28 protein-coding genes and 1 tRNA gene are annotated in these 24,107 nt (G+C 34.1%); 20 read left to right on the top strand and 9 right to left on the bottom strand.

The annotated features are described in order from the left end of the window. Positions 1-53 precede the first annotated feature (53 nt). The 3 genes from RT037_RS12615 to RT037_RS12605 form a co-directional block, all read right to left on the bottom strand. Positions 54-770: a C40 family peptidase gene (locus RT037_RS12615; protein WP_312323660.1), complete on the bottom strand. Its 717-nt coding sequence runs from the start codon at positions 768-770 to the stop codon at positions 54-56. Further along, a complete protein-coding gene (locus RT037_RS12610; RefSeq protein ID WP_312323661.1) occupies positions 770-1,417 on the bottom strand; it encodes an O-methyltransferase in 648 nt (215 codons plus the stop codon). Before RT037_RS12610 ends, RT037_RS12615 begins: the two co-directional genes overlap by 1 nt. An 86-nt stretch (positions 1,418-1,503) precedes the next feature. Beyond that, positions 1,504-2,337 (bottom strand): OmpA family protein, encoded by an 834-nt coding sequence (locus RT037_RS12605; protein WP_312323663.1) that lies wholly within the window; start codon positions 2,335-2,337, stop codon positions 1,504-1,506. A gap of 93 nt (positions 2,338-2,430) precedes the next feature. Here RT037_RS12605 and tilS point away from each other — a divergent pair, with 93 nt between their 5' ends. The 4 genes from tilS to RT037_RS12585 all read left to right on the top strand — a co-directional run bounded on the left by tilS (position 2,431) and on the right by RT037_RS12585 (position 6,253). Then, a complete protein-coding gene (gene tilS, locus RT037_RS12600; protein ID WP_313031911.1) occupies positions 2,431-3,678 on the top strand; it encodes a tRNA lysidine(34) synthetase TilS in 1,248 nt (415 codons plus the stop codon). A 171-nt stretch (positions 3,679-3,849) separates the two neighbouring features. Beyond that, entirely contained in the window at positions 3,850-4,368 is a 519-nt protein-coding gene (locus tag RT037_RS12595; protein ID WP_313031908.1) for a biopolymer transporter ExbD, read from the top strand. A 63-nt stretch (positions 4,369-4,431) separates the two neighbouring features. Next, positions 4,432-5,196 carry an alpha/beta hydrolase gene (locus RT037_RS12590; protein WP_312323668.1) on the top strand — a complete coding sequence of 255 codons (765 nt, stop codon included), beginning with the start codon at positions 4,432-4,434 and terminating at the stop codon, positions 5,194-5,196. Next, a complete protein-coding gene (locus RT037_RS12585) occupies positions 5,186-6,253 on the top strand; it encodes an acyltransferase (protein ID WP_313031906.1) in 1,068 nt (355 codons plus the stop codon). The genes RT037_RS12590 and RT037_RS12585 overlap by 11 nt, the downstream gene beginning before the upstream one ends. Here RT037_RS12585 and RT037_RS12580 read toward each other — a convergent pair. Beyond that, positions 6,250-7,254, bottom strand: a complete 1,005-nt coding sequence (locus RT037_RS12580) for a bifunctional oligoribonuclease/PAP phosphatase NrnA (protein WP_312324393.1) — start codon at positions 7,252-7,254, stop codon at positions 6,250-6,252. The two genes, RT037_RS12585 and RT037_RS12580, sit on opposite strands and share 4 nt — an antisense overlap. 139 nt (positions 7,255-7,393) lie before the next feature. On the opposite strand from RT037_RS12580, the gene era reads away from it, so the two are divergent. After that, positions 7,394-8,269: a GTPase Era gene (era, locus tag RT037_RS12575; protein ID WP_312324392.1), complete on the top strand. Its 876-nt coding sequence runs from the start codon at positions 7,394-7,396 to the stop codon at positions 8,267-8,269. A gap of 44 nt (positions 8,270-8,313) precedes the next feature. Further along, the gene (locus tag RT037_RS12570) at positions 8,314-8,736 is read left to right on the top strand and encodes a DoxX family protein (protein WP_312324391.1); all 423 of its coding nucleotides are present in this window, start codon (positions 8,314-8,316) and stop codon (positions 8,734-8,736) included. 15 nt (positions 8,737-8,751) lie between these two features. On the opposite strand, the gene RT037_RS12565 is transcribed toward RT037_RS12570, so the two are convergent. Beyond that, entirely contained in the window at positions 8,752-8,907 is a 156-nt protein-coding gene (locus RT037_RS12565) for a hypothetical protein (protein ID WP_313031913.1), read from the bottom strand. A 217-nt stretch (positions 8,908-9,124) separates the two neighbouring features. Between RT037_RS12565 and RT037_RS12560 the strand changes: the two genes are divergently transcribed. The 6 genes from RT037_RS12560 to RT037_RS12535 all read left to right on the top strand — a co-directional run bounded on the left by RT037_RS12560 (position 9,125) and on the right by RT037_RS12535 (position 13,650). Further along, positions 9,125-10,672, top strand: coding sequence for an aldehyde dehydrogenase family protein (locus tag RT037_RS12560; protein WP_313031901.1), 1,548 nt, complete (start codon positions 9,125-9,127; stop codon positions 10,670-10,672). A 53-nt stretch (positions 10,673-10,725) separates the two neighbouring features. Further along, positions 10,726-12,042, top strand: a complete 1,317-nt coding sequence (lat, locus tag RT037_RS12555; RefSeq protein ID WP_312324353.1) for an L-lysine 6-transaminase — start codon at positions 10,726-10,728, stop codon at positions 12,040-12,042. A gap of 83 nt (positions 12,043-12,125) precedes the next feature. Next, positions 12,126-12,353 (top strand): DUF2007 domain-containing protein, encoded by a 228-nt coding sequence (locus RT037_RS12550; RefSeq protein ID WP_313031898.1) that lies wholly within the window; start codon positions 12,126-12,128, stop codon positions 12,351-12,353. Between the two features lie 284 nt (positions 12,354-12,637). After that, complete coding sequence (locus tag RT037_RS12545; RefSeq protein WP_313031895.1) at positions 12,638-12,886, top strand: hypothetical protein; 249 nt, start codon at positions 12,638-12,640, stop codon at positions 12,884-12,886. Positions 12,887-12,924: 38 nt separating this feature from the next. After that, positions 12,925-13,065, top strand: coding sequence for a hypothetical protein (locus RT037_RS12540; RefSeq protein WP_313031894.1), 141 nt, complete (start codon positions 12,925-12,927; stop codon positions 13,063-13,065). A gap of 117 nt (positions 13,066-13,182) precedes the next feature. Further along, positions 13,183-13,650: a hypothetical protein gene (locus tag RT037_RS12535; RefSeq protein ID WP_313031893.1), complete on the top strand. Its 468-nt coding sequence runs from the start codon at positions 13,183-13,185 to the stop codon at positions 13,648-13,650. A gap of 35 nt (positions 13,651-13,685) precedes the next feature. Here the strand turns inward: RT037_RS12535 and RT037_RS12530 are convergent. Both RT037_RS12530 and RT037_RS12525 read right to left on the bottom strand, forming a co-directional pair. After that, positions 13,686-13,759: transfer RNA gene (locus RT037_RS12530), tRNA-Ala, on the bottom strand. Between the two features lie 105 nt (positions 13,760-13,864). Next, on the bottom strand, positions 13,865-14,242 hold the full coding sequence (locus RT037_RS12525) for a hypothetical protein (RefSeq protein ID WP_313031890.1): 378 nt from the start codon (positions 14,240-14,242) through the stop codon (positions 13,865-13,867). Positions 14,243-14,519: 277 nt separating this feature from the next. Between RT037_RS12525 and RT037_RS12520 the strand changes: the two genes are divergently transcribed. The 6 genes from RT037_RS12520 to RT037_RS12495 all read left to right on the top strand — a co-directional run bounded on the left by RT037_RS12520 (position 14,520) and on the right by RT037_RS12495 (position 20,105). Then, positions 14,520-15,059, top strand: coding sequence for a C40 family peptidase (locus RT037_RS12520; protein WP_312322918.1), 540 nt, complete (start codon positions 14,520-14,522; stop codon positions 15,057-15,059). Between the two features lie 205 nt (positions 15,060-15,264). After that, complete coding sequence (locus RT037_RS12515; RefSeq protein WP_312322919.1) at positions 15,265-16,086, top strand: 2,3,4,5-tetrahydropyridine-2,6-dicarboxylate N-succinyltransferase; 822 nt, start codon at positions 15,265-15,267, stop codon at positions 16,084-16,086. A 33-nt stretch (positions 16,087-16,119) separates the two neighbouring features. After that, the gene (locus tag RT037_RS12510; protein WP_312322920.1) at positions 16,120-17,292 is read left to right on the top strand and encodes a glycosyltransferase family 87 protein; all 1,173 of its coding nucleotides are present in this window, start codon (positions 16,120-16,122) and stop codon (positions 17,290-17,292) included. Then, the gene (locus RT037_RS12505) at positions 17,289-18,212 is read left to right on the top strand and encodes a glycosyltransferase family 2 protein (protein WP_313031883.1); all 924 of its coding nucleotides are present in this window, start codon (positions 17,289-17,291) and stop codon (positions 18,210-18,212) included. The genes RT037_RS12510 and RT037_RS12505 overlap by 4 nt, the downstream gene beginning before the upstream one ends. A 2-nt stretch (positions 18,213-18,214) precedes the next feature. Next, a complete protein-coding gene (locus RT037_RS12500; RefSeq protein ID WP_312322922.1) occupies positions 18,215-18,988 on the top strand; it encodes a polysaccharide deacetylase family protein in 774 nt (257 codons plus the stop codon). Between the two features lie 7 nt (positions 18,989-18,995). After that, positions 18,996-20,105 (top strand): glycosyltransferase family 1 protein, encoded by a 1,110-nt coding sequence (locus RT037_RS12495; RefSeq protein ID WP_313031878.1) that lies wholly within the window; start codon positions 18,996-18,998, stop codon positions 20,103-20,105. Between the two features lie 457 nt (positions 20,106-20,562). Here RT037_RS12495 and RT037_RS12490 read toward each other — a convergent pair whose 3' ends face one another. Next, the gene (locus RT037_RS12490; RefSeq protein ID WP_313031875.1) at positions 20,563-21,039 is read right to left on the bottom strand and encodes a hypothetical protein; all 477 of its coding nucleotides are present in this window, start codon (positions 21,037-21,039) and stop codon (positions 20,563-20,565) included. A gap of 496 nt (positions 21,040-21,535) precedes the next feature. On the opposite strand from RT037_RS12490, the gene RT037_RS12485 reads away from it, so the two are divergent. Beyond that, on the top strand, positions 21,536-22,663 hold the full coding sequence (locus RT037_RS12485) for a hypothetical protein (protein WP_313031871.1): 1,128 nt from the start codon (positions 21,536-21,538) through the stop codon (positions 22,661-22,663). Between the two features lie 17 nt (positions 22,664-22,680). Next, the gene (locus tag RT037_RS12480) at positions 22,681-23,286 is read left to right on the top strand and encodes a DUF6705 family protein (RefSeq protein WP_312324495.1); all 606 of its coding nucleotides are present in this window, start codon (positions 22,681-22,683) and stop codon (positions 23,284-23,286) included. 91 nt (positions 23,287-23,377) lie between these two features. On the opposite strand, the gene RT037_RS12475 is transcribed toward RT037_RS12480, so the two are convergent. Beyond that, positions 23,378-24,031 (bottom strand): YggS family pyridoxal phosphate-dependent enzyme, encoded by a 654-nt coding sequence (locus RT037_RS12475; RefSeq protein WP_313031866.1) that lies wholly within the window; start codon positions 24,029-24,031, stop codon positions 23,378-23,380. Positions 24,032-24,107 lie beyond the last annotated feature (76 nt).

Raw genomic sequence — 24,107 nt, 5'->3', positions numbered from 1 at the left:
TCAAAATTTTTCAGAATAACTTTTCAACTTACACAGTTAGTGAGATACTACCTTTAAAAATAAGATTTTATAAAGCGAAGTTTGTGCGTGTGCTTGTTTTGACCTTTGTTGAAAATCCCCATCGAGTCCAGATCGTCGATTCTGACTTTTCCATGTGCATGGATGATTTTTTGATTTTCGAGAATGATACCAACGTGGACAATTTTCCCTTCAGAGTTGTCGAAAAACGCAAGATCGCCGGGTTGTGCTTCTTCCAGAAAGGTTAGAGGCTCGCCACTTTCGGCTTGTTGAGAGGCGTCACGAAGGATTTTTATATCGTGGATTTTATAAATCATCTGCGTAAAACCACTACAGTCTAAGCCAAAAAAACTTTTTCCGCCCCATAAATAAGGCACATTCAGGAATTCTTTTGCGCAAATAACGATGCTTTCACGCTTGTTGTGACTACGCACAACTTCAGGCGTTTTGTACGTAACCTCCGAACCTAGCGACAAAAGAATATTGCCACTTTCGGTCGCCGCAGCATCGAAAGTTTCTTTGATATAATTGGTTTTGCGACTGTTGGTATACTCGGGCGAAACGGGCGTAATTTGTTTGGTATCCATCCAACCTTCGTAGCCGTCGTAATGCATTTTGATTTTGGTGAAGTTGTTTCTGACTTCCAAAATGTCGGCAGATTCGCCAAAAAGCATCTGTGTGACCATTTCGCTGCGGTCACTATTTTCGGCTCTTATTGGTGCTATTGATACGTTACAAATTCCTTGTTCCATTATTTTTTTCGGATTAAATGAATACCGTCTCGCAAAGGTAAGATTAGGTTTTCGAAATCTGGGTCTTCTGCGACAATTTTATTAACTAATTTTATCTGCTGTGTGGCTTTGTTGCTAGGATTTTCTTCCAAAACCTTGCCATACCAAAGGACATTGTCAATTAAGATGACACCGCCAGATCTGAGTTTTGGTTTTATTAATTCGAGATATTTGAGATAGCTTTCTTTGTCAGCATCGATAAATACCAAATCCCAAGTAACGTCTAGGTTTTTGATTTCTTGTCGAGCATCACCAAGAATAAATTCTATTTGATTAGAAAATTCGCTTTCGGCAAAATACTTTTTAGGAATGTAAGCTAGATCTTCGTTTTTGTCTAAAGTATAGATTTTGCCATCTTTAGAAAGTCCTTCTGCCAAACATAAAGTTGCATATCCTGTAAAAGTTCCGATTTCTAAGATATTGTTGGGTGACATCATTTTAGAAATAATACTTAACAAACGACCTTGCAAATAACCAGAAATCATGTGTGGTTGCGTTGTCTTTTGGTAAGTCTCTTTGCGTAGTTTTTTTAGGATTTCAGGTTCGCTGGAAGCATTGGCTTCTAGATAGCGATCCATTGGTAAGTCTAACTCTTCGAAATAGCTCATTCTTCTAGATTCTTATTCAAAATTACGGAAAATAAAAATCCTACAGAAATTCTGTAGGATTTTCTTAGTATTGCTTTGTTGTAAGCTTATTTCTTCGGTGCGATGTCCATAAGTTTCATAAACTCGTCTAGCTTAGGCATAATGATGATTTCCGTTCTACGGTTCTCAGCACGTCCAGATACAGAAGCGTTGGTTGTTTTAGGATTGTACTCCGAACGTCCACCAGCTGTAATTCTGTTAGGATTAACCCCGAATTGTGTCTGAAGAACTTTAGCAACCGCAGTACCACGAAGTGCAGATAGATCCCAGTTGTCTCTCGGTACAGATGTGCTGTTAAGCGTTGCATTATCTGTATTACCTTCAATAAGAACGCTGTAAGTATCGTAGTCATTGATAACTTTCGCTACTTTTCCTAAAACTTCTTGAGCTGCAGGAAGAACTTCGAATTTACCAGTTTGGTAAAGCATTTTGTCTGATAACGAAATCATTACCACACCTTTAAGAACTTTAACATCAACATCTTGATCTGCGATATTGTCTAAAGAACGTTTTAGCTTGTTAGATAAAGCCAAGTTCAAACTATCGTTTTTAGAGTTTGTCGAAATTAATTGCTTAATGTATTTGTTAGAAGCGTTAATCTCGCCAACCAATTTATCAATGTTAGTCGAGCTTTTTCCAGAGTTGCTAAGACAAGCGTCCAAAGAGCTTTTCAGCGCATTGTTTTGTCCCATCAGCAAGTCATTTTGACTTTGAAGACCAGAGTTTTTGCTATTCAAATCTTGGATTTGTCTTTGTCTTTCGGCTGCGTCGTTGATACATTGCTGATAGTTAAGATTCAGTGCGTCGAATTGTTTTTTACTAACACACGAGGTTGCTGTAATTGTCATTGCAGCGATACCTAGAATTTTAATTAATCTCATACTGTATGATTTTAGATTTTTTCAAATTTACAAAATGCTTTTAAATAAAGGCTTATCTTTGCTATAATTATAACGTAAAACTTAGTAATAACTTTGCTTAGTTCCTTTACTTTTGGCGTATCTCTAGAGAAGTTACTTCCACAAGCGCATCAAAAAACATTCCTTTTAGCAGTTAGCGGAGGAGTTGACTCTATGGTTTTGCTGGATTTGTGCCACCAATTGCAACTTAGTTTTGAAGTCGCTCATGTTAACTATCATCTTAGAAATGAGGATTCTAACTTGGATCAAAATTTGGTCGAATCTTGGTGTGAAAAAAATAAAATAAAATTTCACCTTTATGATGTTTCTGAAAAAGATAAGCAACCCGAAAACTCCATTGAAAATTGGGCGCGCGAAATTCGGTACCGATTTTTTAAGGAAATTTTAATAAAAAATAAGCTCGATTTTTTAGTTACAGCGCATCATCTCAACGATCAATTAGAGACTTTTGTAATCAATCTTTCCAAAGCTGCTGGTCTTAAAGGCTTAAAAGGAATTCCTGAAAAGACAGAAAACATCATTCGTCCTTTGTTAGAGTTTTCGCGTGAAGAGATTGAAGTTTATGCTAAACAAAATCAAATAGAATATCGCGAAGATTATACCAATGCTGAGACTATTTTTGTTAGAAATAAAATTAGAAATCAAATAACGCCTTTGTTAAATGAGGTTAACAAAGATTTTCTTGAAAATTTTAAAACATCGATTTCTATTATTAAAGAATCGAAGGACTTCATAGATTCACAAATTGATTTTATTTTTGAAAATTTAGTCAAAGAGAATTCAGTCTTTTTAATTTTGGATAAAACTAAATTAGCCGCTCAATCTTATTTTGTTAAGTATGAAATTCTAACTCGTTTCGGATTTAATAATAAAACCGAAATTGAAAAAATCTTTGAAGCCGAAAACGGAAAGTCTTTTAAAACTAATTCTCATCATATTAAAATTGGTCGAGAAGAGCTTTTAATTCAAAGTTTAGAAAATGAGATAAAATCTGAAGAATTTGAATTAAATATTATTGAAACTGCTGATTCTGTTATTCTAAAAATGCCCGACACTTCTAAGTTTTCAGAATGGGAATTTGATGCTAAATTGATAAAACTTCCGTTGCGATTGCGACAAATGGAAACTGGCGATATTTTCTTCCCAAAAGATTTTAATGGTAAAAAGAAAGTGTCAAAATTTATAAAAGACGAAAAACTAAATATCGTAGAACGTGCCGCTGTTCGTGTTTTAGTTGATTCTGACGAGCAAGTTCTTGGTGTTTTTCCGTTACGGCAAGATCGGAGATTTTTAAAAATTTAATATTTTATATTGTTTGTTTTGAAACTTTTAATAAATGGAAGTTAATGTTAATTTATTGTATAGTGATTAACAGATTTTAATATTGGGTACAAAATTTGTATTTTCATTTTCATGACAAGATGCTTTGCCAAAATGCAATCAAATTATCGTTTAATCTTAAAAATCACAACTATGGCAGATTTTCAACCCAATATCAAGACGGATTCTAAAGTTAGAAGTCGAAAAAATCTATTGAAAATGGATATGACACCCATGGTCGATTTGGGTTTTCTATTGATTTCCTTTTTTATGTTTACAACTAATTTTAACAAACCTAATGTTGTCGACTTAAGTCTGCCGGCAACGACAGAATCACGAGGCAACGAAATTGATCTTAGTAATTCGATTACCCTTATTTTAGGCGAAAACAATCGTGTTTTTTATCATCAATTGGATCAAAAATCGTTAACGTCTGATCTATTAAAAGAAGTGTCATTTGATAAATTTGGACTTACAAATCTTATCGAACGCGCAAAGAAAGCTGCTAAAAATCCAAGTATTTTTACAGTGATTATCAAACCAACAGACGATGCTAATTACAAAAACTTTGTGGATGCGCTGGATGAGATGGCGCTTACGAAAAGTCAACATTACGGCATCGCAGATATGCGAGATTGGGAAACCAAAATCTACGATGACAAATTAAAATAGCCTTGAGAAATTCTCAAGGTTTTTTGTTTAGGAGATTATGTTTAAATTTGGAAAAAACAAAATATGTTACATTACGAAATTTCAGGAAAGGGAAGAGAGACGCTGGTCTTGTTGCACGGTTTTATGGAGAATCTTGAGATTTGGGATGATATGATTTCGCATTTATCAGATGATTTTCAGTTGGTGAAAGTTGATCTTGCTGGCTTTGGAAAATCCTCTCCGATTACAGAGATCCAAAGCATGGAATTGTTTGCTGATGAAATTAAAAAATTAACGGATCATTTAGAAATAAATAAATTTCATTTGTTAGGACATTCGATGGGAGGTTATATTAGTTTGGCTTTTGCTGAAAAATATCCTGAACTTTTGAAGAGTTTTACCTTATTTTTTTCGACTTATTTTGAAGATGATGACGAGAAGAAAAATATCCGCGAAAAAAGCTTAAGATTAATAGAAGAAAATTACAAAGCATACGTCAATGCAGGTATACCAAACTTCTTTGGTCCCGAAGCACGTCGCACTTTAAAAAATAAAATACAATTAGCTAAAGAAATTGCTTACACCGCAAATGTTGATGGCGTTTTGGCTTCACAAAAAGGTATGAAAGATCGTCCAAACAGAAAGTCGGTTTTAGAACAGTTTGATGGAACAATCCTTTTAATAGAAGGTAGATTCGATAATGCTGTTAACGCTGTTAAAACCATTTCCGAACTGCCAGAACGTGATAATATAAAAGCTTATTTGCTTGATTGTGGACACAATGGACAATGGGAAAAACCAAGTATTTGTGCCGAAATAATTAATGCTGAGTTGCTGGATGAAGAATAATCTACCCAACATTACTTCAGTACGTTTTTTTTTGGCGATTTTGGTGCTGCTTTTTCATGTTTTGCAATTTGCAGAGAAAAGAGGTTTTCCAAGTAACACCGAATGGGCAATTTTTGGAAAAGGAACAGAAGCTGTTTTTGCATTTTTTTCATTAAGTGGATTTTTGATAATCAGGAATCTTTATCTCGAAAAGAAAAATACAGGAACAGTATCAATAAAACAATTTTATAAACGAAGAATATTTAGAATTTTTCCGTTGTATTATTTTGTATTGTTTTTTGGTTTGCTTTACTATAACTACATTTTACCTAGTTTTGGATTTGAGTACGAGCGACATTACTCCTATTTACAAGCATTTTTTTTAGGTGGAACTTTCTTTTCTAATGTTTTAAGAACTTATGAGCCAGGTGGTATTATAGAGGTTTTGTGGTCAATTGGGATAGAAGAACAGTTTTATCTGTTAATTGCACCTTTTTTCTTGTTGTTTTCAAAACATAAAGTAGTATGGTTTTTAGCTATTTTTAGTATTGTATATTTTGTACTTTATAATTTTGATATTGTTGAATTATTAAAGAAATACGCATTGTATTTTTACTATTTTTCGGTGAGTGGGTTATTTGCAATATTTGTAGTCAATAATCCAAATTTTAATTTTCCGAATTGGATTAAATTTTTAATATATGCTATTGTTATATTTTATTTTTCATCTAATTGGATACTAGAAAATACCTCAGAGTGGATATATCAACTAATAAGTGTTTTATTGTTTCCTTTATTAATTGTTAGTTTAATTGCGAAACCAATTCCTTTTTTAGAAAATAAAACTTTAAAATATTTTGGAAAAATTTCTTATGGTATATACATGCTTCATGCTATTGCTTTGCAAGTTGTAGGTTTCGTAGTTTTAAAATTTATACCTTATCAGACAATAGATTCTAGAGTTTTTATTTTAATTTTTATTATCGCTAATATTGCGATGACGCTCTTATTTGCGCATTTATCTTATCAATATTTTGAAAAATTTTTTCTAAAACTAGGCAATAAAAAAGAGGACTAAAAATCCTCTTTTTCTATTATATTTTTAAAATCTTCGATTGTGTGTTCAATATTTTTGAGATACTTGCCGCCTGATGCATTAATGTGTCCGCCACCATTAAAATACTTTCTAGCAAACTGATTGGTGTCAACATCATCTTTGGAACGGAACGATATTTTAATAAAATCCTCATACAAATCTTCCATAAAAAAGGAAGCCATTTTGGTTCCTGCGATGCTTAAACCATAGTTAACGAAACCTTCTGTATCACCTTTTTCGAAACCAAGAGATTTTAGCTCTTCACGTTTTAGCCAAAGTATTGCGACTTTTCCGTCCTTAACAACTTCAATTCTTCCCAATACAAGAGATAAAAGATTTAACCTAGAAATAGTGTTATTGTCCCAAGTATTGCTAGTGATTTTTGCAGGATCAGCACCTTTCTCGATGAGGTTGGCAACAATTCGGTGTGTTGTCGCACTTGTAGATCGGAACCTGAAACCGCCCGTATCAGTCATAATTCCTGTGTAAAGACATTCCGCAATATCTTGATTAACAACGTTTTCTTCTCCTAAAGCTTCGATGAAATGATAAACCATCTGGCAAGTTGCAGGGACGCTAGTATCAGAATATACAAAATCAAAATTCTCTGGCATTTGATGATGATCGATAAGGATTTTTTTAGCGTGTGATTTTCTTACCCATTCTCCAATAACGCCAGCTCGCGCAGTAGCATTATAATCAAGACAAAATACAACATCTGCGTTATACAGAGCTTTTCCAGCTATTTTTCTTTTATACTCGCTGATAACAATTTTCTTTGCATCGGGCATCCATTTTAGGAATTTTGGAAAATCGTTGGGTGTAAGAACTGTTGCTTCGATACCTTTAGTTTTTAAAAAATGATAAAGTCCAAGGCTAGAACCCACCGCGTCGCCGTCAGGATTATGATGCGTCGTGATAACGATGTTGTGGTCTGGTGTTAATAGTTTTGTGATTTCAGAAAGTTCTTGGGGACTAAACATGTTTTAAAATTCTATTTTTTTGAAGGCTCAAATGTAAGGAAATTTGATGGGATGTCAGAAGTCAGATTGGTTTAGGATTTAAAATTAGAATTTACATTTTAATATCCTTAACTTTGCAAATCTTTAAAGAATTAAATAAATGCATAGAGCAGGTTTTGTAAATATAGTTGGTAAGCCAAATGCAGGTAAATCTACACTTCTTAATCAATTGATGGGAGAGAAGTTGGCGATTGTAACGCAAAAGGCGCAAACCACCAGACATAGAATTTTCGGAATTTATAATGAAGACGATTTGCAAATCGTTTTCTCGGACACGCCAGGTGTTCTCGATCCTAAATATGGGCTTCAGGAGAAGATGATGGATTTTGTAAAAGAAAGTCTTCAAGATGCTGATGTTTTCCTTTTTATCGTAGATGCGATGGATAAAGAAGAACCATCAGAATTTTTGATTGATAAATTAAATAAAATTCCGGTTCCTGTTTTATTATTATTAAATAAAGTCGATCTTAGTAACCAAGCCGAGTTGGAAACAAAAGTAGAGTATTGGCATAACAAAATCCCGAAAGCGGAGATTTTGCCAGTGTCAGCGCTTAAAGCTTATAATACAGAATATATTCTTCCTAAATTAAAATCGCTTTTACCAGAAAATCCACCGTATTACGATAAAGATCAATTTACAGATAAATCGGAGCGTTTTTTCGTTAATGAATGTATCCGTGAAAAAATCCTTTTGAACTACGATAAAGAAATCCCATATTCTGTTGAAGTGGTGACGGAAATTTTTAAAGAAAAAGAAGGCGTTATCTTAATCGACTCAATAATCTATGTGGAGCGTGATTCTCAAAAAGGAATTATCATTGGTCATAAAGGCGATGCAATAAAGAAAGTGGGGACAGAAGCGCGTGTAGATTTGGAGAAGTTTTTCGGTAAAAAAATCCATCTTAATCTTTTTGTAAAAGTTAAAAAAGATTGGCGTAAAAATGAACGCGATCTTAAAAATTTCGGTTATAGATAGGCTTTTTGAAACTTATTTTATAGATTTGAACTAAACACATACTAATGAAACTGATTTCTTCCGAAAATAATCCAAGCTTAGTAAATATAGCAGCATTAATTTTGCGTGTTTTTGCAGGAGCTTCGATGTTGTCGCATGGTTATCCAAAATTAGAAAAACTGATGTCTAATGGTGATATTCAGTTTATGGATTTTTTGGGGCTTGGTCCAATCATAACTTTGGTGCTAGTAGTATTTGCAGAAGTTATATGTTCTGTTTTGCTAATTCTAGGGCTTTTAACAAGAGTTGCTAGTGTTATATTAATAGTTACAATGCTAGTTGCAATCTTTGTGGCACATGGTGCCGATCCGTACGCTGTTAAAGAAATGGCGGTACTTTATTTCGTTATGTATCTTGTCATCCTTCTCATAGGACCTGGCAAGTTTTCAATAGATGAATTATTTACAAAAAAAGAAATTCGTTACTAACTGGTAACGAATTTTTTATTTTTGGGCACAACTTCCAAAAACAGCGTCGGCGCCATAATAGAAAACGGCTAGCCAAACGAGACCTTTCGCTGTAAAAAATATCAAACCACCAATACCAACTCTTTTGAACCAAAGTTTTAGTTTAGAATTTTTGTTCTCGTTTTCCATCATATTAATTTCTGCAAATTTATAAGATGATTTTCATTTAAACAATATTATTTAGATTTATTATAAATAATTTAACAAACGCTTGTTAGTTTAGGTTTAATCCCATCATTATTGAGTTTTTGAATATTTTTAAATTAAATTTCAGTCTTTCCAAACATGATATTTGTTAGGATTTGAAAATTATTGTATATCTTTAGCATCAGACAAATCAAAATATATAATGAATACAAGAGACCAATTTTCAATTCAGAAATCATTGGAAAATTTAGGAATCAATGCTACTAACTTAGGAAGTTCTACAGGTGTTGATTTTTTTGCAACAGGAGAAGTAATTAAAAGTCAATCGCCGACAGATGGTCAAGAGATTGCGAGTATCACAACAAGTTCTGAAGCAGATTATAATAAAGTTATCGAAAAAGCAGAGAAGGCATTTTTAGAATTTAGAATGATTCCTGCTCCTAAAAGAGGCGAGATTGTTCGTCAATTCGGAGAAAAACTAAGACATTACAAAGACGATTTAGGAAAACTTGTTTCTTACGAAATGGGTAAATCTTTGCAAGAAGGATTGGGCGAAGTACAAGAGATGATCGACATCTGCGACTTTGCAGTAGGACTTTCTAGACAACTTCATGGTTTTACAATGCACTCGGAAAGACCTGGTCATCGTATGTACGAGCAATATCATCCCCTAGGAGTAGTTGGTATTATTTCGGCGTTTAATTTTCCAGTAGCAGTTTGGAGTTGGAATACGGCACTAGCGTGGATTGCTGGTAATGTTTGTATTTGGAAGCCATCGGAAAAGACACCTTTGTGTGCGATTGCTTGTCAAAATATTATTGCAGAAGTTATCAAAGAAAACAACTTGCCAGAAGGTATTTCTAACCTTTTAGTGGCGGATCACGTTATCGGTGACAAAATGGTAAATGATAAAAAAGTGGCTCTTATTTCTTTCACTGGTTCGACGAGAGTTGGTCGTGAAGTTAACAAAAATGTCGCAGCTCGTTTTGGGAAGAGTATTTTGGAATTAGGTGGAAATAACGCAATTATCATTTCTGATAAAGCAGATTTGGATATGAGCATTATCGGCGCTGTATTTGGCGCTGTTGGTACCGCTGGACAACGTTGTACATCGACTCGTCGTTTGATTATTCATGAAGATGTTTATGATGAGGTTAAAGACCGATTGGTAAAAGCTTATGGACAATTAAAAATCGGAAATCCGTTAGATCAACACAATCACGTTGGACCACTTATCGACAAGCAAGCGGTTAATCAATATTTAGAATCGATTGAAAAATGTAAAGCTGAAGGCGGCAACTTTGTTGTTGAAGGTGGCGTGTTAGAAGGAGCGGACTACGAAAGTGGCTGTTATGTGAAACCTTGTATTGCTGAGGTTCAAAATTCTTATAAAATCGTTCAACATGAGACTTTTGCGCCGATTCTTTATTTAATTAAATATAAAACTTTAGAAGAAGCAATTGCTTTGCAAAATGATGTTCCGCAAGGATTGAGTTCTGCGATTATGACACAAAGTCTTCGCGAATCCGAATTATTTTTGTCACAAGCTGGATCTGACTGTGGTATTGCAAACGTTAACATCGGAACTTCTGGAGCAGAAATCGGTGGTGCTTTCGGTGGCGAAAAAGAAACTGGTGGCGGACGCGAAAGTGGCTCTGACGCTTGGAAGTATTATATGAGACGTCAAACAAATACCATCAATTATTCTACAGGTCTACCATTAGCGCAAGGCATTAAATTCGACTTGTAAAAACATCACACCTAAACTTAAAAATATTACCAAATCAAAATACAAAAATTAATATGAGTACAATTACAGCTAACGAAGTGAAAGAAGTTTTGGGAAGGCATATTTTGGCTGACGGCTTCGATTTTGTAATGGATTACGAAAAATCTCATGGTTCTTGGATTGTTGACCGTTTGACTGGAAAAGAGTATCTCGATATGTTTTCGATGTTTGCTTCGGCGTCTATCGGATACAACCATCCTTATGTCTTGCAAAGAGCAGAATGGCTGGGCAAAATGGCAGTTTATAAACCAACACTTAGTGATGTGTATTTACAAGAATATGCGGACTTTATGGAGGTTTTTGAGCGTGTTGCCATCCCCAAAGAGTTAGAATATTGTTTCTTTATCGAAGGTGGCGCTTTGGCAGTAGAAAATGCTTTGAAAGCGGCTTTTGACTGGAAAACGAGACGTAACTGGCAAAAAGATATTAAAACTGAAGGAAGCATTGCAATCCATTTCAAACAAGCTTTTCACGGTAGAAGTGGTTATACGTTATGTTTGACAAATACCTCGGATCCACGTAAATATCAATATTTCCCGAAGTTTGAGTGGCCAAGAATTATCAATCCGAAAATCAATTATCCAATAACTGACGAAGGCATGGAAGAAACGATGAGAAATGAAAGTTTAGCATTGTTAAATATTGAAGAAGCGATTTTGACAAATCCTGATAAAGTAGCTTGTGTCATTATCGAACCTATCCAAGCGGAAGGCGGCGACAACCATTTCCGTGATGAGTTCTTTATTGAATTAAGAAGAATCTGTGATGATAATGACATTCTTTTAATTTTTGATGAAGTGCAAACTGGTATCGGAATGACAGGAACAATGTGGGCTTTCCAACAATCGAGCATCAATCCAGATATTATCACATTCGGGAAGAAAACGCAAGTTTGCGGAATCCTTGCTAATAAGGATAAAATGAATATGGTAGAACACAATGTTTTTACAGAAAGCTCTCGTATTAATTCGACTTTTGGCGGTAATTTTATTGATATGCTACGTTTCCAATTGGTTTTGGAAGTTATCGAACAAGAAAATTTGATCGAGTATTCTAAGAAAGCTGGAGATTATTTATTAAATGGTCTTAAAGCTTTGGAACAAAAATTCCCAGAAGAGGTTTTTGCAGCAAGAGGTAAAGGATTAATGTGTGCATTTGATCTTAAAGATGGCGAAACGAGAAGTTGGTTACAGTCAAAACTTTATGATGAAGGTGTAATTATCTTAACTTGTGGCGATCAATCTTTGCGCTTTAGACCGCATCTTAACGTTAAAGTAGAGGAGTTGCAAATTGTTTTAGATAAAATTGAGAAAATTTTAACAGAAAAATAATTGTAAAATATTTGTTGTTTTGTTTCTAATTTTGTAATTTTAAGAATAGAAAATTAAATGAAGTTGAATAAAAATTACATTTTATGAATGTTATAACAAAAGTTTCGGTATTCGAAAGTAGTAATCAGCAGGAGATACAGCTAATAAAATCCAAACTGGAAGCTGCTGGTATAGAGAGTGAGGTTGATAACAGTTATTTGTCTTTTATGAGTACACCAACTGCAACCAATATGATGTTGAAAGTGGATCTGAGAGAAGAACCCAGAGCTTTCGAAATAATTGATGCTTATTTACAAGAGAACCAAAAATAATTTCATATTTTAAATTTTACGTTTTACAGAAATCGAGGTTCTTTACGGGTCTCGATTTTTTTATGTTTATTTTTTTAGCATTATTAAAACTTAAAAAAATAAAATACTTTCGATAAAATTGAAAATGATTTCTGTAAAAAATTTTTAAAAATGATTTGTAGATGTATTCAAAATCATAAATTAGTTTCACCTAAATTTTTAGTAAGAAAAAATGGATTGCTATTATTTTTTGTTTGATAACAATTATTATCTCTGGTTGGTTTGTAAGTAATCAAATTGGACCTTTGGACATTCCATCGAATAAAAATGATCAATATGCCGCGAAACAAAAATGGGAAATTAATGAACGAACAGATATTGATAAATGTGAAGAAACTGTTTTAATAAACCGCATAGATGCTGGCAGAGCCTTAAGAAGAGAAGTTGCAGCACAGGCTTTTGAAAAGCAAGTTTTCGCTATGTTTGTGATTGTTATGCAAATTGTAATATTGATTGTCGTAAGTCTAATGCCAAGAAAAGTCGAAAATGTCTAAAAACGAGAAGTATGAAAATTAAAAAATATGTAGGTCTATTGTTAGTAGTTATGACTTTTGGTTTGTATTCTTGTCAATCAAATTCTAGTTTAGAAGATGGAAATCTTAATATGGAATTACTTAATCTTAAAGATTTTAATGCTAAAAAATATTATGCTAAATCGATGAAAGCAGAATGATCTGACTTCCATAAACAATACAAAGCTGGCGTTTCTCCCATTTATTTTTTTCAATCAAAAGCTGATACGATACATGTTACGGGAAGCAATTTTAGAAAGGGAAAGCCTTATGCGACTATGTATCTCAAATGTGGTTCTGGCGGGATGAATTTTTGGGCGGATGATTTTAACTTGAGTTTTTTCAAAAATTTAAAGTTTGTAGATGTTAGCGCAATTACTGATCTGGATAATAATCTTTTGATGTTAGCATCTACAGAAGATAATTTGAAAAAAACTGAAGTTGCAACTTTTGTAATAGCGATGGATAAACAATACGGTAAAGCTGATCTAAAAGTTATATCACATCAATATTATGATACTGAAATTAGAAAATGGATTTTGAAAGATCGAATTATAACTTTAATTTCATCAGGAAATTTTCATAAAATTGATGACAATAATTTATCCGAAACTCAGAAAGAATATATTTTGAAAAAACTTGAATCTCCTAATACAGAAGCAAGTCTTTATATCACAAAAAAAGATTATGAAGATGTTTTTAAACAAATGTCAACAAAAATGAGCTTCGTAGTAGGCTTTGAATAAAAAATCCCTAAACTAAAATGTTTAGGGATTTTTTGTGGAGAATATCGGACTCGAACCGATCACCTCAACGCTGCCAGCGTTGCGCTCTAGCCAGATGAGCTAATCCCCCAAATTAGAAATATTGGACGCTAAAGTAAGCAAATTTTTGTTAATATAGAGCAAGATGATTTCCAGTTAAATTTTACTGAATGGCTTTTACATATAAACCCTTTTTTTATTCGTATTTTTCTACTTTATCCGTTTCGTTATATAAATCATGATCTAATAAATAACCATTACCATTTATTATTTCGCCACAATTTTGCGGTATATTATTTTTGTCAAAACATGATTGTATATTCATCAGTTTTCCATTTTCATATAATCTCTCGATATAAAGAGTAGCATTTTTATGATACCATTTCCATAATCCGATCATTTTATCATTTTCTAAAGTTCCAGTTCCCATAAATTCTTCTGTATCAAAATAAAATTTCCAAACACTATTTTGTTTATCATCTTTAAATTCTCCAATCTGATGAAGTTTTCCATTTGCGTTATAATGTTTCCAAATACCAGTCATTTTATTATCTGAAAATTTTCTTCCTGACAATTAATGTTTGTCTTTGTACATTTTCCATTTTCCTTGTTTTAGATTATTTTTCAGATGTGCGGTTTTCATTTTATTATCTTCATTAATTACTACTTTACTTTGACAAGAAATAACAAAAAATATAATTAATACTGGTGTAATTTTTTTTTATTGCATAATGCTTAAATGTAAATTTTAATTAACGTAAAATTTTTGACAACATTAACATAAAAAAGTGGGCTCAACAAACTAAACTTTAGCTTTTTTCGTTATATTTGGGATGTGTAAAAGATCTTTAATGAAAAGGTTAGTCTATATTTTTATTGCTTCTGTGACTTTGTATTCTTGTTCGACTTCGAAAAATGTAAGTCGATCCAATTACAAATCGTCTGCTTCTTCCAAGTCCAATGTTAATCTAAAAAAATATACCTCTAACAATACTTCTCAAGTCTCTGGTGAACGTAATGATGTTGTTAAAGATGCACAACAATATCTTGGTGTACCTTATAAATATGGCGGTAATACCAAAACTGGTTTTGACTGTTCTGGTCTTGTAACCAAGGTTTTTGAAGATAATAGTTACAAATTACCACGTCGTTCTTCTGACCAAGCTGACATTGGATCTTCGATTCGTGTGGAGGAAGTTAAACCTGGAGATTTGCTTTTTTTTGCAACCGCAGGTGGCAGAAATGTTTCGCATGTTGGGATTGTCAATAATATCGAAAACAGTGGCGAAATCAAGTTTATTCATGCTTCTACAAGCAAAGGTGTGATTATTTCGTCCCTTAATGAAGCTTATTGGAATAAAGCTTTTCTTTTTGCGCGTAGCGTACTTTAAATTTACTATTTTTGCGATTATCTTAGCGTGAGGGCGAAGCACATTGTCGGAGCTCTTTCTTGTGGTGGCTAAGCGAAGCAGAAGCTAGCACAAGAAAAGCGACTGTGCGTAGACCGACCCGCTTGTTTTTTGGCGATTGCATTTGCTGTTGACAAAAACATAGGGACACGCCCAAAATTGTATTAAATAAAGTAAATATAAAACTATGTCTTTACAGGAATTAAAAGAAACGATTGAAAAAGTATGGGAAAATAGAGAACTTCTAAAAGATTCTCAATACACCGATGCGATTAGAAATGTTGTTGAAAAACTAGACCTAGGAGAGCTTCGCGTTGCAGAACCTACTAGCAACGGATGGCAAGTTAACGAATGGGTGAAAAAAGCAGTTGTACTTTATTTCCCGATCCAAACGATGGAAACGATCGAGGTTGGACCATTCGAATTCCATGATAAAATCCCGTTAAAGAAAAATTACGCTGAAAAAGGTGTTAGAGTAGTGCCTCACGCGATTGCAAGACACGGAAGTTTTGTTGCTAGTGGTGTTATTATGATGCCGTCTTACGTTAACATCGGTGCTTACGTAGATAGCGGAACGATGGTGGACACTTGGGCTACAGTTGGTAGTTGTGCGCAAATCGGTAAGAATGTTCACCTTTCTGGTGGTGTTGGTATTGGTGGCGTTTTAGAGCCTTTACAAGCTGCACCAGTTATCATCGAAGACGATTGTTTTATCGGATCTAGATGTATTGTTGTAGAAGGTGTACATGTGGAGAAAGAAGCGGTTTTGGGCGCAAATGTTGTATTAACGGCTTCTACTAAAATTATTGATGTGACTGGTCCGGAACCAATCGAGATTAAAGGTCGTGTGCCTGCACGTTCTGTAGTGATCCCAGGAAGTTATACCAAGCAATATCCAGCTGGCGAATATCAAGTGCCTTGCGCGTTAATCATCGGTCAAAGAAAAGAGTCGACAGACAAAAAAACTTCTCTTAACGATGCATTGCGTGAGAACAATGTTGCTGTTTAGAATTTGATTTTTTTAAAAATTAATAACCAAATCTTGAAAACCAAATTCCTAAATTTTATCTCAAATCCTAAGTATATTGGGATTATCTATATTATTGTAAGTGTTGCGTCTGCTTTGTCAAAATACAAAAGAGGACCTAGCGCTTACAATAACTATTTGATTTTTAAAAACGTGTTTTTTAATACGTTAAAGGAGCGGAATCTGTATGCGCATTATCCCGACTTATATTTTGATTGCAATCATTATGGGATTATTTTTAGTGCGTTGATTGCGCCTTTTGCAATTATGCCAGATTGGATGGGCATCACCTTATGGAATGTCGCCAATACTTTGGTCTTTCTTTTTGCTGTCAAAAGCTTACCATTTGCTTCAAAAAATAAAGCTTTTTTTCTGTGGCTTTGTTTGCAAGAATTTATTACAGCTTCGGTTAGTTTGCAGTTTAATGTTGCATTGACGGGACTTTTGATACTTTCTGCAACCTATATTTATAAAGAAAAAGAAGTGAAATCAGCTTTAGCGATAGCGATTGGTGTTTTTGTGAAAATCTATGGCATTGTAGGGCTTTCCGCTTTTTTCTTTATTAAAAACAAACTTAAATTCATTTTAGCTTTGGGGGTGTTTTGTATTTTATTTTTTATAATTCCGATGGCGTATTCATCACCACATTTTGGGGTGCAAGCTTATATTGATTGGTTTACAGAGCTTAAACTTAAAAACGGTCATAACCAAGTGCTAGACAGTTATCAAGATATTTCTGTTATGGGATTGGTGCGCAGACTTTTACAAGATGCGAACATTTCTAACCTAACATTTTTGGCGGTTGGTTTGCCGTTGTTTGCGTTGCCTTATATCAGGATTAAACAATATCAGCATCTTGCTTTTAAACTTTTAATTTTAGCGTCAACTCTATTATTTACGGTGTTATTTAGTTCTGGATCAGAGTCGCCAACTTATATTATTGCAGTTCCGGGTGTTATGATTTGGTTTTTAATTCAGAAAGAGAAAAAGCCGATTGATATTGCATTACTAGTTTTTGTTTTGTTATTGACATGTTTTTCAAACTCAGATTTGTTTCCAAAGTTTATAAAAGAGAATTATATTTTTAAATATTCTTTAAAGGCTTTACCGTGTACAGTTGTTTGGTTAAGAATTATTTACGAGTTGATGACCAGAAATTTTGAAACCGATTATAAAGTAACATCATGAAGCAGGTTAGCATCGTTATACCCGCCTATAATGAAGAAGGCAATCTCGAAAAGATTTTCCATGAAATTGATTTGGTTTTTAGCAACTTACCGAATTATCAATACGAAATAATCTTTGTTAATGATGGAAGTCGCGATAATACACAAGCCGTTTTAGAAGATTTGGCATCCAAACATGCAGAGGTCAAATACATTGAATTTTCTCGAAATTTTGGGCATCAGTTTGCTGTTAAAGCTGGACTAGACGAAGCCGAAGGTCAATTGGTGATTTCTATGGATGCCGACCTACAACATCCGCCACGACTTCTTCCCGAAATGATTAAAAAATGGGAAGACGGTTATGATTTGGTGTATACGATTAGAAAATATCCCAAAGAAATTTCATTTTTTAAAAAGAAAACTTCCAATTTTTTCTATAAAATCTTAAGCTCTTTATCGGATGTCGAACTAGAAAAAGGAAGTTCGGATTTTCGATTGATGGATCGCAAAGTAGTTGACAGTATGAAAACCATGAGCGAATCCGACGTTTTTCTTCGTGGGATGGTCAAATGGATGGGTTTTCGACAATATGCTATCCACTTCGAAGCAGACCAACGCTTTACTGGTAGTAGTAAATACGACCTTAATAAAATGCTAAAATTTGCATTTACAGGAATAACATCTTTTAGTGTAAAACCTTTATACATGGCGGCTTATCTTGGATTTTTCTTCTCAGGAATCTCCTTGCTTTATATTCCGTATGTCATTTATGCTTTTATTGCAAAAACCGAAATCTCTGGTTGGGCATCGCTCATTATGACCATCGTGTTTTTCGGTGGTGTACAGCTTATTATCCTTGGTATCATCGGGAGTTATCTCGGCAAGATGTTCAAACAACTAAAACAAAGACCAACCTATATTATTAGGTCAAAAAACTTCTAAGCATGGTTTTACTTAGTTTCGATATTGAAGAATTTGACATGCCTTTAGAATATAAAGGTCAGATATCATTCGAACAACAAATACAAATTTCCAGAGATGGGACAATTGCCATTTTGGATTTATTAAAAAAACATAAAGTCAAAGCGACTTTTTTCTCGACGGTTGTTTTTGCAGAGAATAATCAAGATCTTATCAAACGTCTTTTAGATGAAGGACACGAGTTGGCAAGTCATACTTGGTACCATTCAGATTTTAAAAATGAACATCTTAAAAGTTCTCGAGAACGTCTGTCGGAGCTTTTCGATACTGAAGTTGTTGGTCTTCGTATGCCGCGCATGAGTCCAGTTGATGAAGAGGAAGTGCGTGCGGCGGGTTATACGTACAATTCGTCGATTAATCCGACCTATTTGCCAGGTCGTTACAATAATTTTGGTGTTAGTAAACGTTATTTTACTAAAAAAGATGTGGTACAACTGCCTGCTTCGGTCTCTCCTAATTTTCGAGTGCCTTTGTTTTGGTTGAGTTTTCATAATTTTCCAGAGTTTATCTACCGTTATTTAGCTAAGAGAAGTTGGAAGGATAATGGCTATCTCAATATTTATTTTCATCCTTGGGAATTTGCGGATATCAAAAATCCTGAATTTAAATTGCCTAACTTTACGACAAAAGATACAGGAAAAGTGATGATCGAAAAGTTTGATTCGTTTCTCACTTGGCTTGACAAAAACAAGCGAAAATACTGTACAATAAAGGATTTTGTTGATATTATAAATTAATCAGATTTTGAAAATCGCATACGACGCCAAACGTTTTTTTAATAACACTTCGGGACTGGGCAATTACTCGCGCGACCTTGTGAGGATGTTATCAGAGTTTTTTCCTGAGAATAAATATGTGCTTCTTGCAAAACGTGAAAATGAACGTGGCAAAGCGATTCTTGAAAATCCGTCGGTAAGTTTTAGTCCAATTTCGAAAGAAAATATGGCGCGACAATTCAAGATGGGGAAGGATGCGCAGAATCTCGGTGTAGATATATTCCATGGTTTATCGGGCGAATTACCTTTAAAATGGAATAAAAAACCAATCAAAAAAATTGTAACCATTCATGATTTAATTTTTGTTCATTATCCTAAATTCTATTCTTTTTTTGATCGTAAAATTCACTTTTGGAAATTTAAAAAAGCGGCACATTCGGCTGATAAAATCATCGCCATTTCGGAACAAACAAAAAAGGATGTCATCGAAATGTTAAAAGTCCCAGCCGAAAAAGTATTTGTCGTGTACCAAGGTTGTCATGCGGCTTTCAAAACCGAAAAGTCGCAAGAAGAGCTTAACACGGTCAAATCAAAATACAATCTTCCAGAACGATTTGTGTTAAATGTTGGTACAATAGAAGAGCGTAAAAATCTTTTTACCGTCGTTAGAGCTTTGCAAAATACAGATATTCCGTTGGTTATTGTTGGACGAAAAACCAAATATGCAGACCAAATTTTAAACTTTATTAAAAAAGAAAACATGGAAGCGCAAGTTCAGTTTTTGGAAGGCGTTTCGATGGAGGAGTTGGCTTGCATTTATCAATTGGCGGATATTTTTGTGTATCCAAGTTTGTTCGAAGGTTTTGGAATTCCTATTATCGAAGCACATTTTTCTAAAACTGCTGTTATCACCAGCAACCTAAGTTGTCTGCCCGAAGCTGGCGGAAAGGATGCGGTCTATGTTAATCCGCTTAATGTGAAAGACATCAAAGCAAAGATTAATTTCCTTTGGGACAACGAATCCGAAAGACAACGCCGCGCCGAAAAATCCTATGAGTTTGCTCTTGCCAACTTTAGCGATGAAAAAGTCGCTAGCGATGTGATGAAGGTTTATCACGAGGTTTTGTTATCTAAGTAGATTTTTTTACTGTTAATTTTCAAATTTTTAAGTATAAAATTAAAGTCTATTCTATTTTAATAAAGAAGGATATCGCTTTCTTTTACTAAATACTATTACTAATTTTTAAAATTTTAGCAGTTTAATAAGTCAATTGACGTTCTGCAAAGAAGTGTTGGCGTTATCGATAGAAGTGTTGACGTTCTGGATACAAATGACAGGGTGTTGTATCAAAATTTTGAGGTTCTCGATGCCAAGTTTGGGGTTCGACACGTCAAAATCGACCTTGTAGTAGCGGAAGTTTGTCGTCCATAAGCCCAACGGAATACTACAGAACCTCATCACATGGGTAAAGAACGTCAACAGAAGTGTATTTTATAGGATAATATGGCTTGGGAAGATGTTGATTGTGCTTCCAAGGCTTGTGGGATATGTAAAGCGCCCGAAGCTTTAGCTTCGGGCGCCCCTATTATCAGTATTAGGTTGTTGGCGGAGTCTCTTGTGGCGTTCTTGTGAAGAACTGCTTTAGCTCGTTAACCTTCACTTCATAACCCGGCGTGTTAGTCCCTTGTTTGTAATTGCTGTAGTCATAATCTGTAAGCGCAGCCTGATAGTTGTCGTAGTCGTGGAGGATTTTCGCATTTTGTAGATTGGTTGCTACCGCTAGCAATCTTGCTATAAGTCCTTCGTAGACTAGGCGTGAGTTATAGTCTTTATCAAACTCTGCCCAGTCCACATCTGTGGCACTTAGTTGAGGGGTATTCTTGTTAAAATCGGCTACTTTGTTAACAAAAAGTTTGTTCTGCTCGTTTATGCTACCATATTTTTTGCGATCCTCAGCCGATAGGTTAACTTGTATGTCTTGTAGAGCAGTCTCTAGCGCGGTAAGCGCATCTTGTGCATCGGTGATTTTGGCAGCTGTTAGATGTGTGTTGTTAAGGTTAGTTAGTCCCATAATGTTGTGTTTTAGATGGTTGATAATTTACTATGAAGTATGTCTAAGTTAAGAATATTTCATATACAAATGATAAATCTCATGTTTTTTTTTTTTTTTTTTAAGTGAGGAAAGGCTTTATCTTGGCGATGTTAAAAACCGTTAAAAATAAAAGATGAGAAAAAAATTACAAATGTTATGTCTAGGTCTACTTCTTATAGGGGGACTTATGATAAGTTGTAGAACAGACACTATGTTGGAAAATAATGAATCTGCTAGTCTAAGGTCAAAATTGGTTTCTAAGAGCATATCTTTGCAAGAAAGTATCCACAGAACTAAATTAATACCATTGTTGGAAGATACATGACAAAGACTAAAACATCAAAGCAAGGCTGGGACTAATGATAGTCTTATTATTGACACAGATCATGTCATTTATATTGAGAATGGACCTAATTATCATACCTATACTTTTAGAGTTATTGATAATGAAAATCCTAAAATTCTTAGTAATTTGGTGTTAACCCCTCTGCCAGATGGGAGTTATAAGCAACTAATGTTTTCGTATAATTTTTCTAGTGACGAACTTGAAAGATTACGACAAAAATTACCTGTTGACCCCAAAGGAAAAGTCCATATCTATGACATAGGAAATACAACTATTGTTAATAAAGGATGTATCTATGCTGAAGAAACGATATGGCATGAATGTAGTGAGGGTATTCATGATCGACAAAATCTAAATGATTGGGGAAACTGTAAAGCTGCTGTTCCTCCAAAAGTATATACCATAAGTTACTGGAGTTGTGGATCCGAAGGTACAGGTGGTGGCGGTGATGGTACAGGTAGTGGTGGCGACAATGGTGGTGGTACTGGAGGCTCTACTGGCTGCGAAGCCGAAGCTTTTGAAAACCCAACTGATCCAACAAGTGGTAATGGACCTTGTGGAGGAGGCGTAATTACAGAGCCAAATGTTGGGGTAAATGAAAGCCAATGTTTTAAAATTAAGAAAAAGTTCAGAAATCCGAGATTCGTAGAGAAATATGACAAGATTAATAAACCTGAAATCTTTGACCTAGACCACGAGACAGGGGCTTTTGAAAGATATCCTCCAAAGGAAAATAATCTTCCGTCCGGATTTGTAGATGTTGAAAACTATCCGGGGACAACTAATATGGATTTGCCTGTGGATAAAAGTGGTATAGTAGGACTAATGCATTCTCATAATAATGAAGACAGTACAGGAAATCATCCAGTAAAAATATTTTCTCCCACAGATATCAGAACGTTTATTAACCATCTTATGCCACAAGCAAATAGCTATACTGGTAGCTATACCAATGCCTATTCTGTTGTTACCACCTCCAACGGAAACTATATGTTGCAATATAACAATAACTCTTGGCCAGGTTCTGTAAGTCGTGATACCAAAGCAATATGGCAGACTTGGTATGAAAATCAATATAATAGGTTGACAATAGATGAATTAATGAATCCTTCAATAGTTGAAAAAATTTTCACCCAATTTATTAAAGAAATTGTTAATATTGATGGTTTAGAAATTTATAAAATTACCAGTAGTTCGGCTTCAAAACTTGAATATAACGGAAAAAATAATCCAGTAATTTCAACACCTTGTCCATAAAAATAAAATACAGATATATGAAAAATAATATAATAGGAATTCTCTTACTTTTTGGGTTTGTAAATTGTAAATCACAAACCTTATCGCTTCGTCCAACCTCATATGAAATAATTGAAGGCTCTTATGAAAAGGATATTAACAATGAGCTTTCAGCTTATACAGGAACTTGGATAGGAACTTGGAATAATAAAAAAATATCTATTACATTTAAGAAAATTACAAATCATTATGATTCTTCTTTAAAGTATTATAAGGATTATCTTGTTGGAAAATTTAAGGTGATAGATAATATAGGAAATGTATTATTCGATAACTCAACACTTATTGATAATAATGCAAAAATAAATGGTATTAACTTTAGGAGATACAATACTAAATATTCATTAGTATATATTGATAAGGATCTTTGTGGAATAACAGGTGATATTGCAATAAATTTTACAGATTCTACAAAAACAAAATTACAATGGACATATTCTAAAGATAATGACTGGATAGATACTGATTGTTTTTATTGGGGAAAACCTGCCTCCGAGAGACCAGACCCTCTACCTCATAATATTGTATTATCTAGACAAAACTCAGTCAAAGAGCCACCTGTTGTAATAGTGCCGAAGAAGTAATAAGCTTACCATAAAAGAGGCTGTCTCAAAAGTGAGATAGCCTTTTTTCATAAAAAAGAGACTGTCCTTTTGAGACAGTCTCTTTTAATTTTTAATAAACACGTTGTCCAAAAATCGCAGAACCAACACGAACAGAATTGGCACCACATTCGATGGCGAGAGGGAAGTCATCACTCATTCCCATTGACAAAACGTCTAATTTTTTCTGTATCGACAATTGGTCAAACAATCTTTTTAAGAACAAAAATTCTCTTTTGACTTGTTCTTTATCATCTACAAAACTTGCCATTCCCATCAAGCCTACAATTTCAATATTTGGAAATTCACCTTGAAGATATTTTAGAAATAATTCTTTAGCTTCTGAAACTTCAAAACCTGTTTTGGTATCTTCTTCAGCGATTTTAACTTGAAGAAGAACTTTTATTGTGCGTTCGTTTTTCTCAGCTTGTTTGTTGATTTCACTAAGTAATTTTTCGCTGTCAACACTTTGTATCATCGCAACAAAAGGCGCAATATATTTCACTTTGTTGGTTTGCAGATGCCCAATCAAATGCCACTCGATATCCGACGGAAGATTGGGTTGCTTTTCCATCATTTCCTGGACTTTGTTCTCTCCAAAAATGCGTTGCCCCAAATTATAAACTTCTTGAATTTTTTCAATCGAGTGATTTTTAGAAACTGCAACCAAAGTTACATCCTCTGGAAGTTGAGATTTAATATGTTGATATTGTTCTTTAATAGACATTTTTCTTAATTTTTAATTTTTAATTATGAATTATGAATTATGAATTATGAATTATGAATTATGAATTATGAATTAT

This window comes from Soonwooa sp., from assembly GCF_032062245.1.
Classification (GTDB): domain Bacteria; phylum Bacteroidota; class Bacteroidia; order Flavobacteriales; family Weeksellaceae; genus Soonwooa.
Note: the sequence above shows the minus strand (reverse complement) of the source record. Positions and strands in the feature narration are given on the sequence as shown.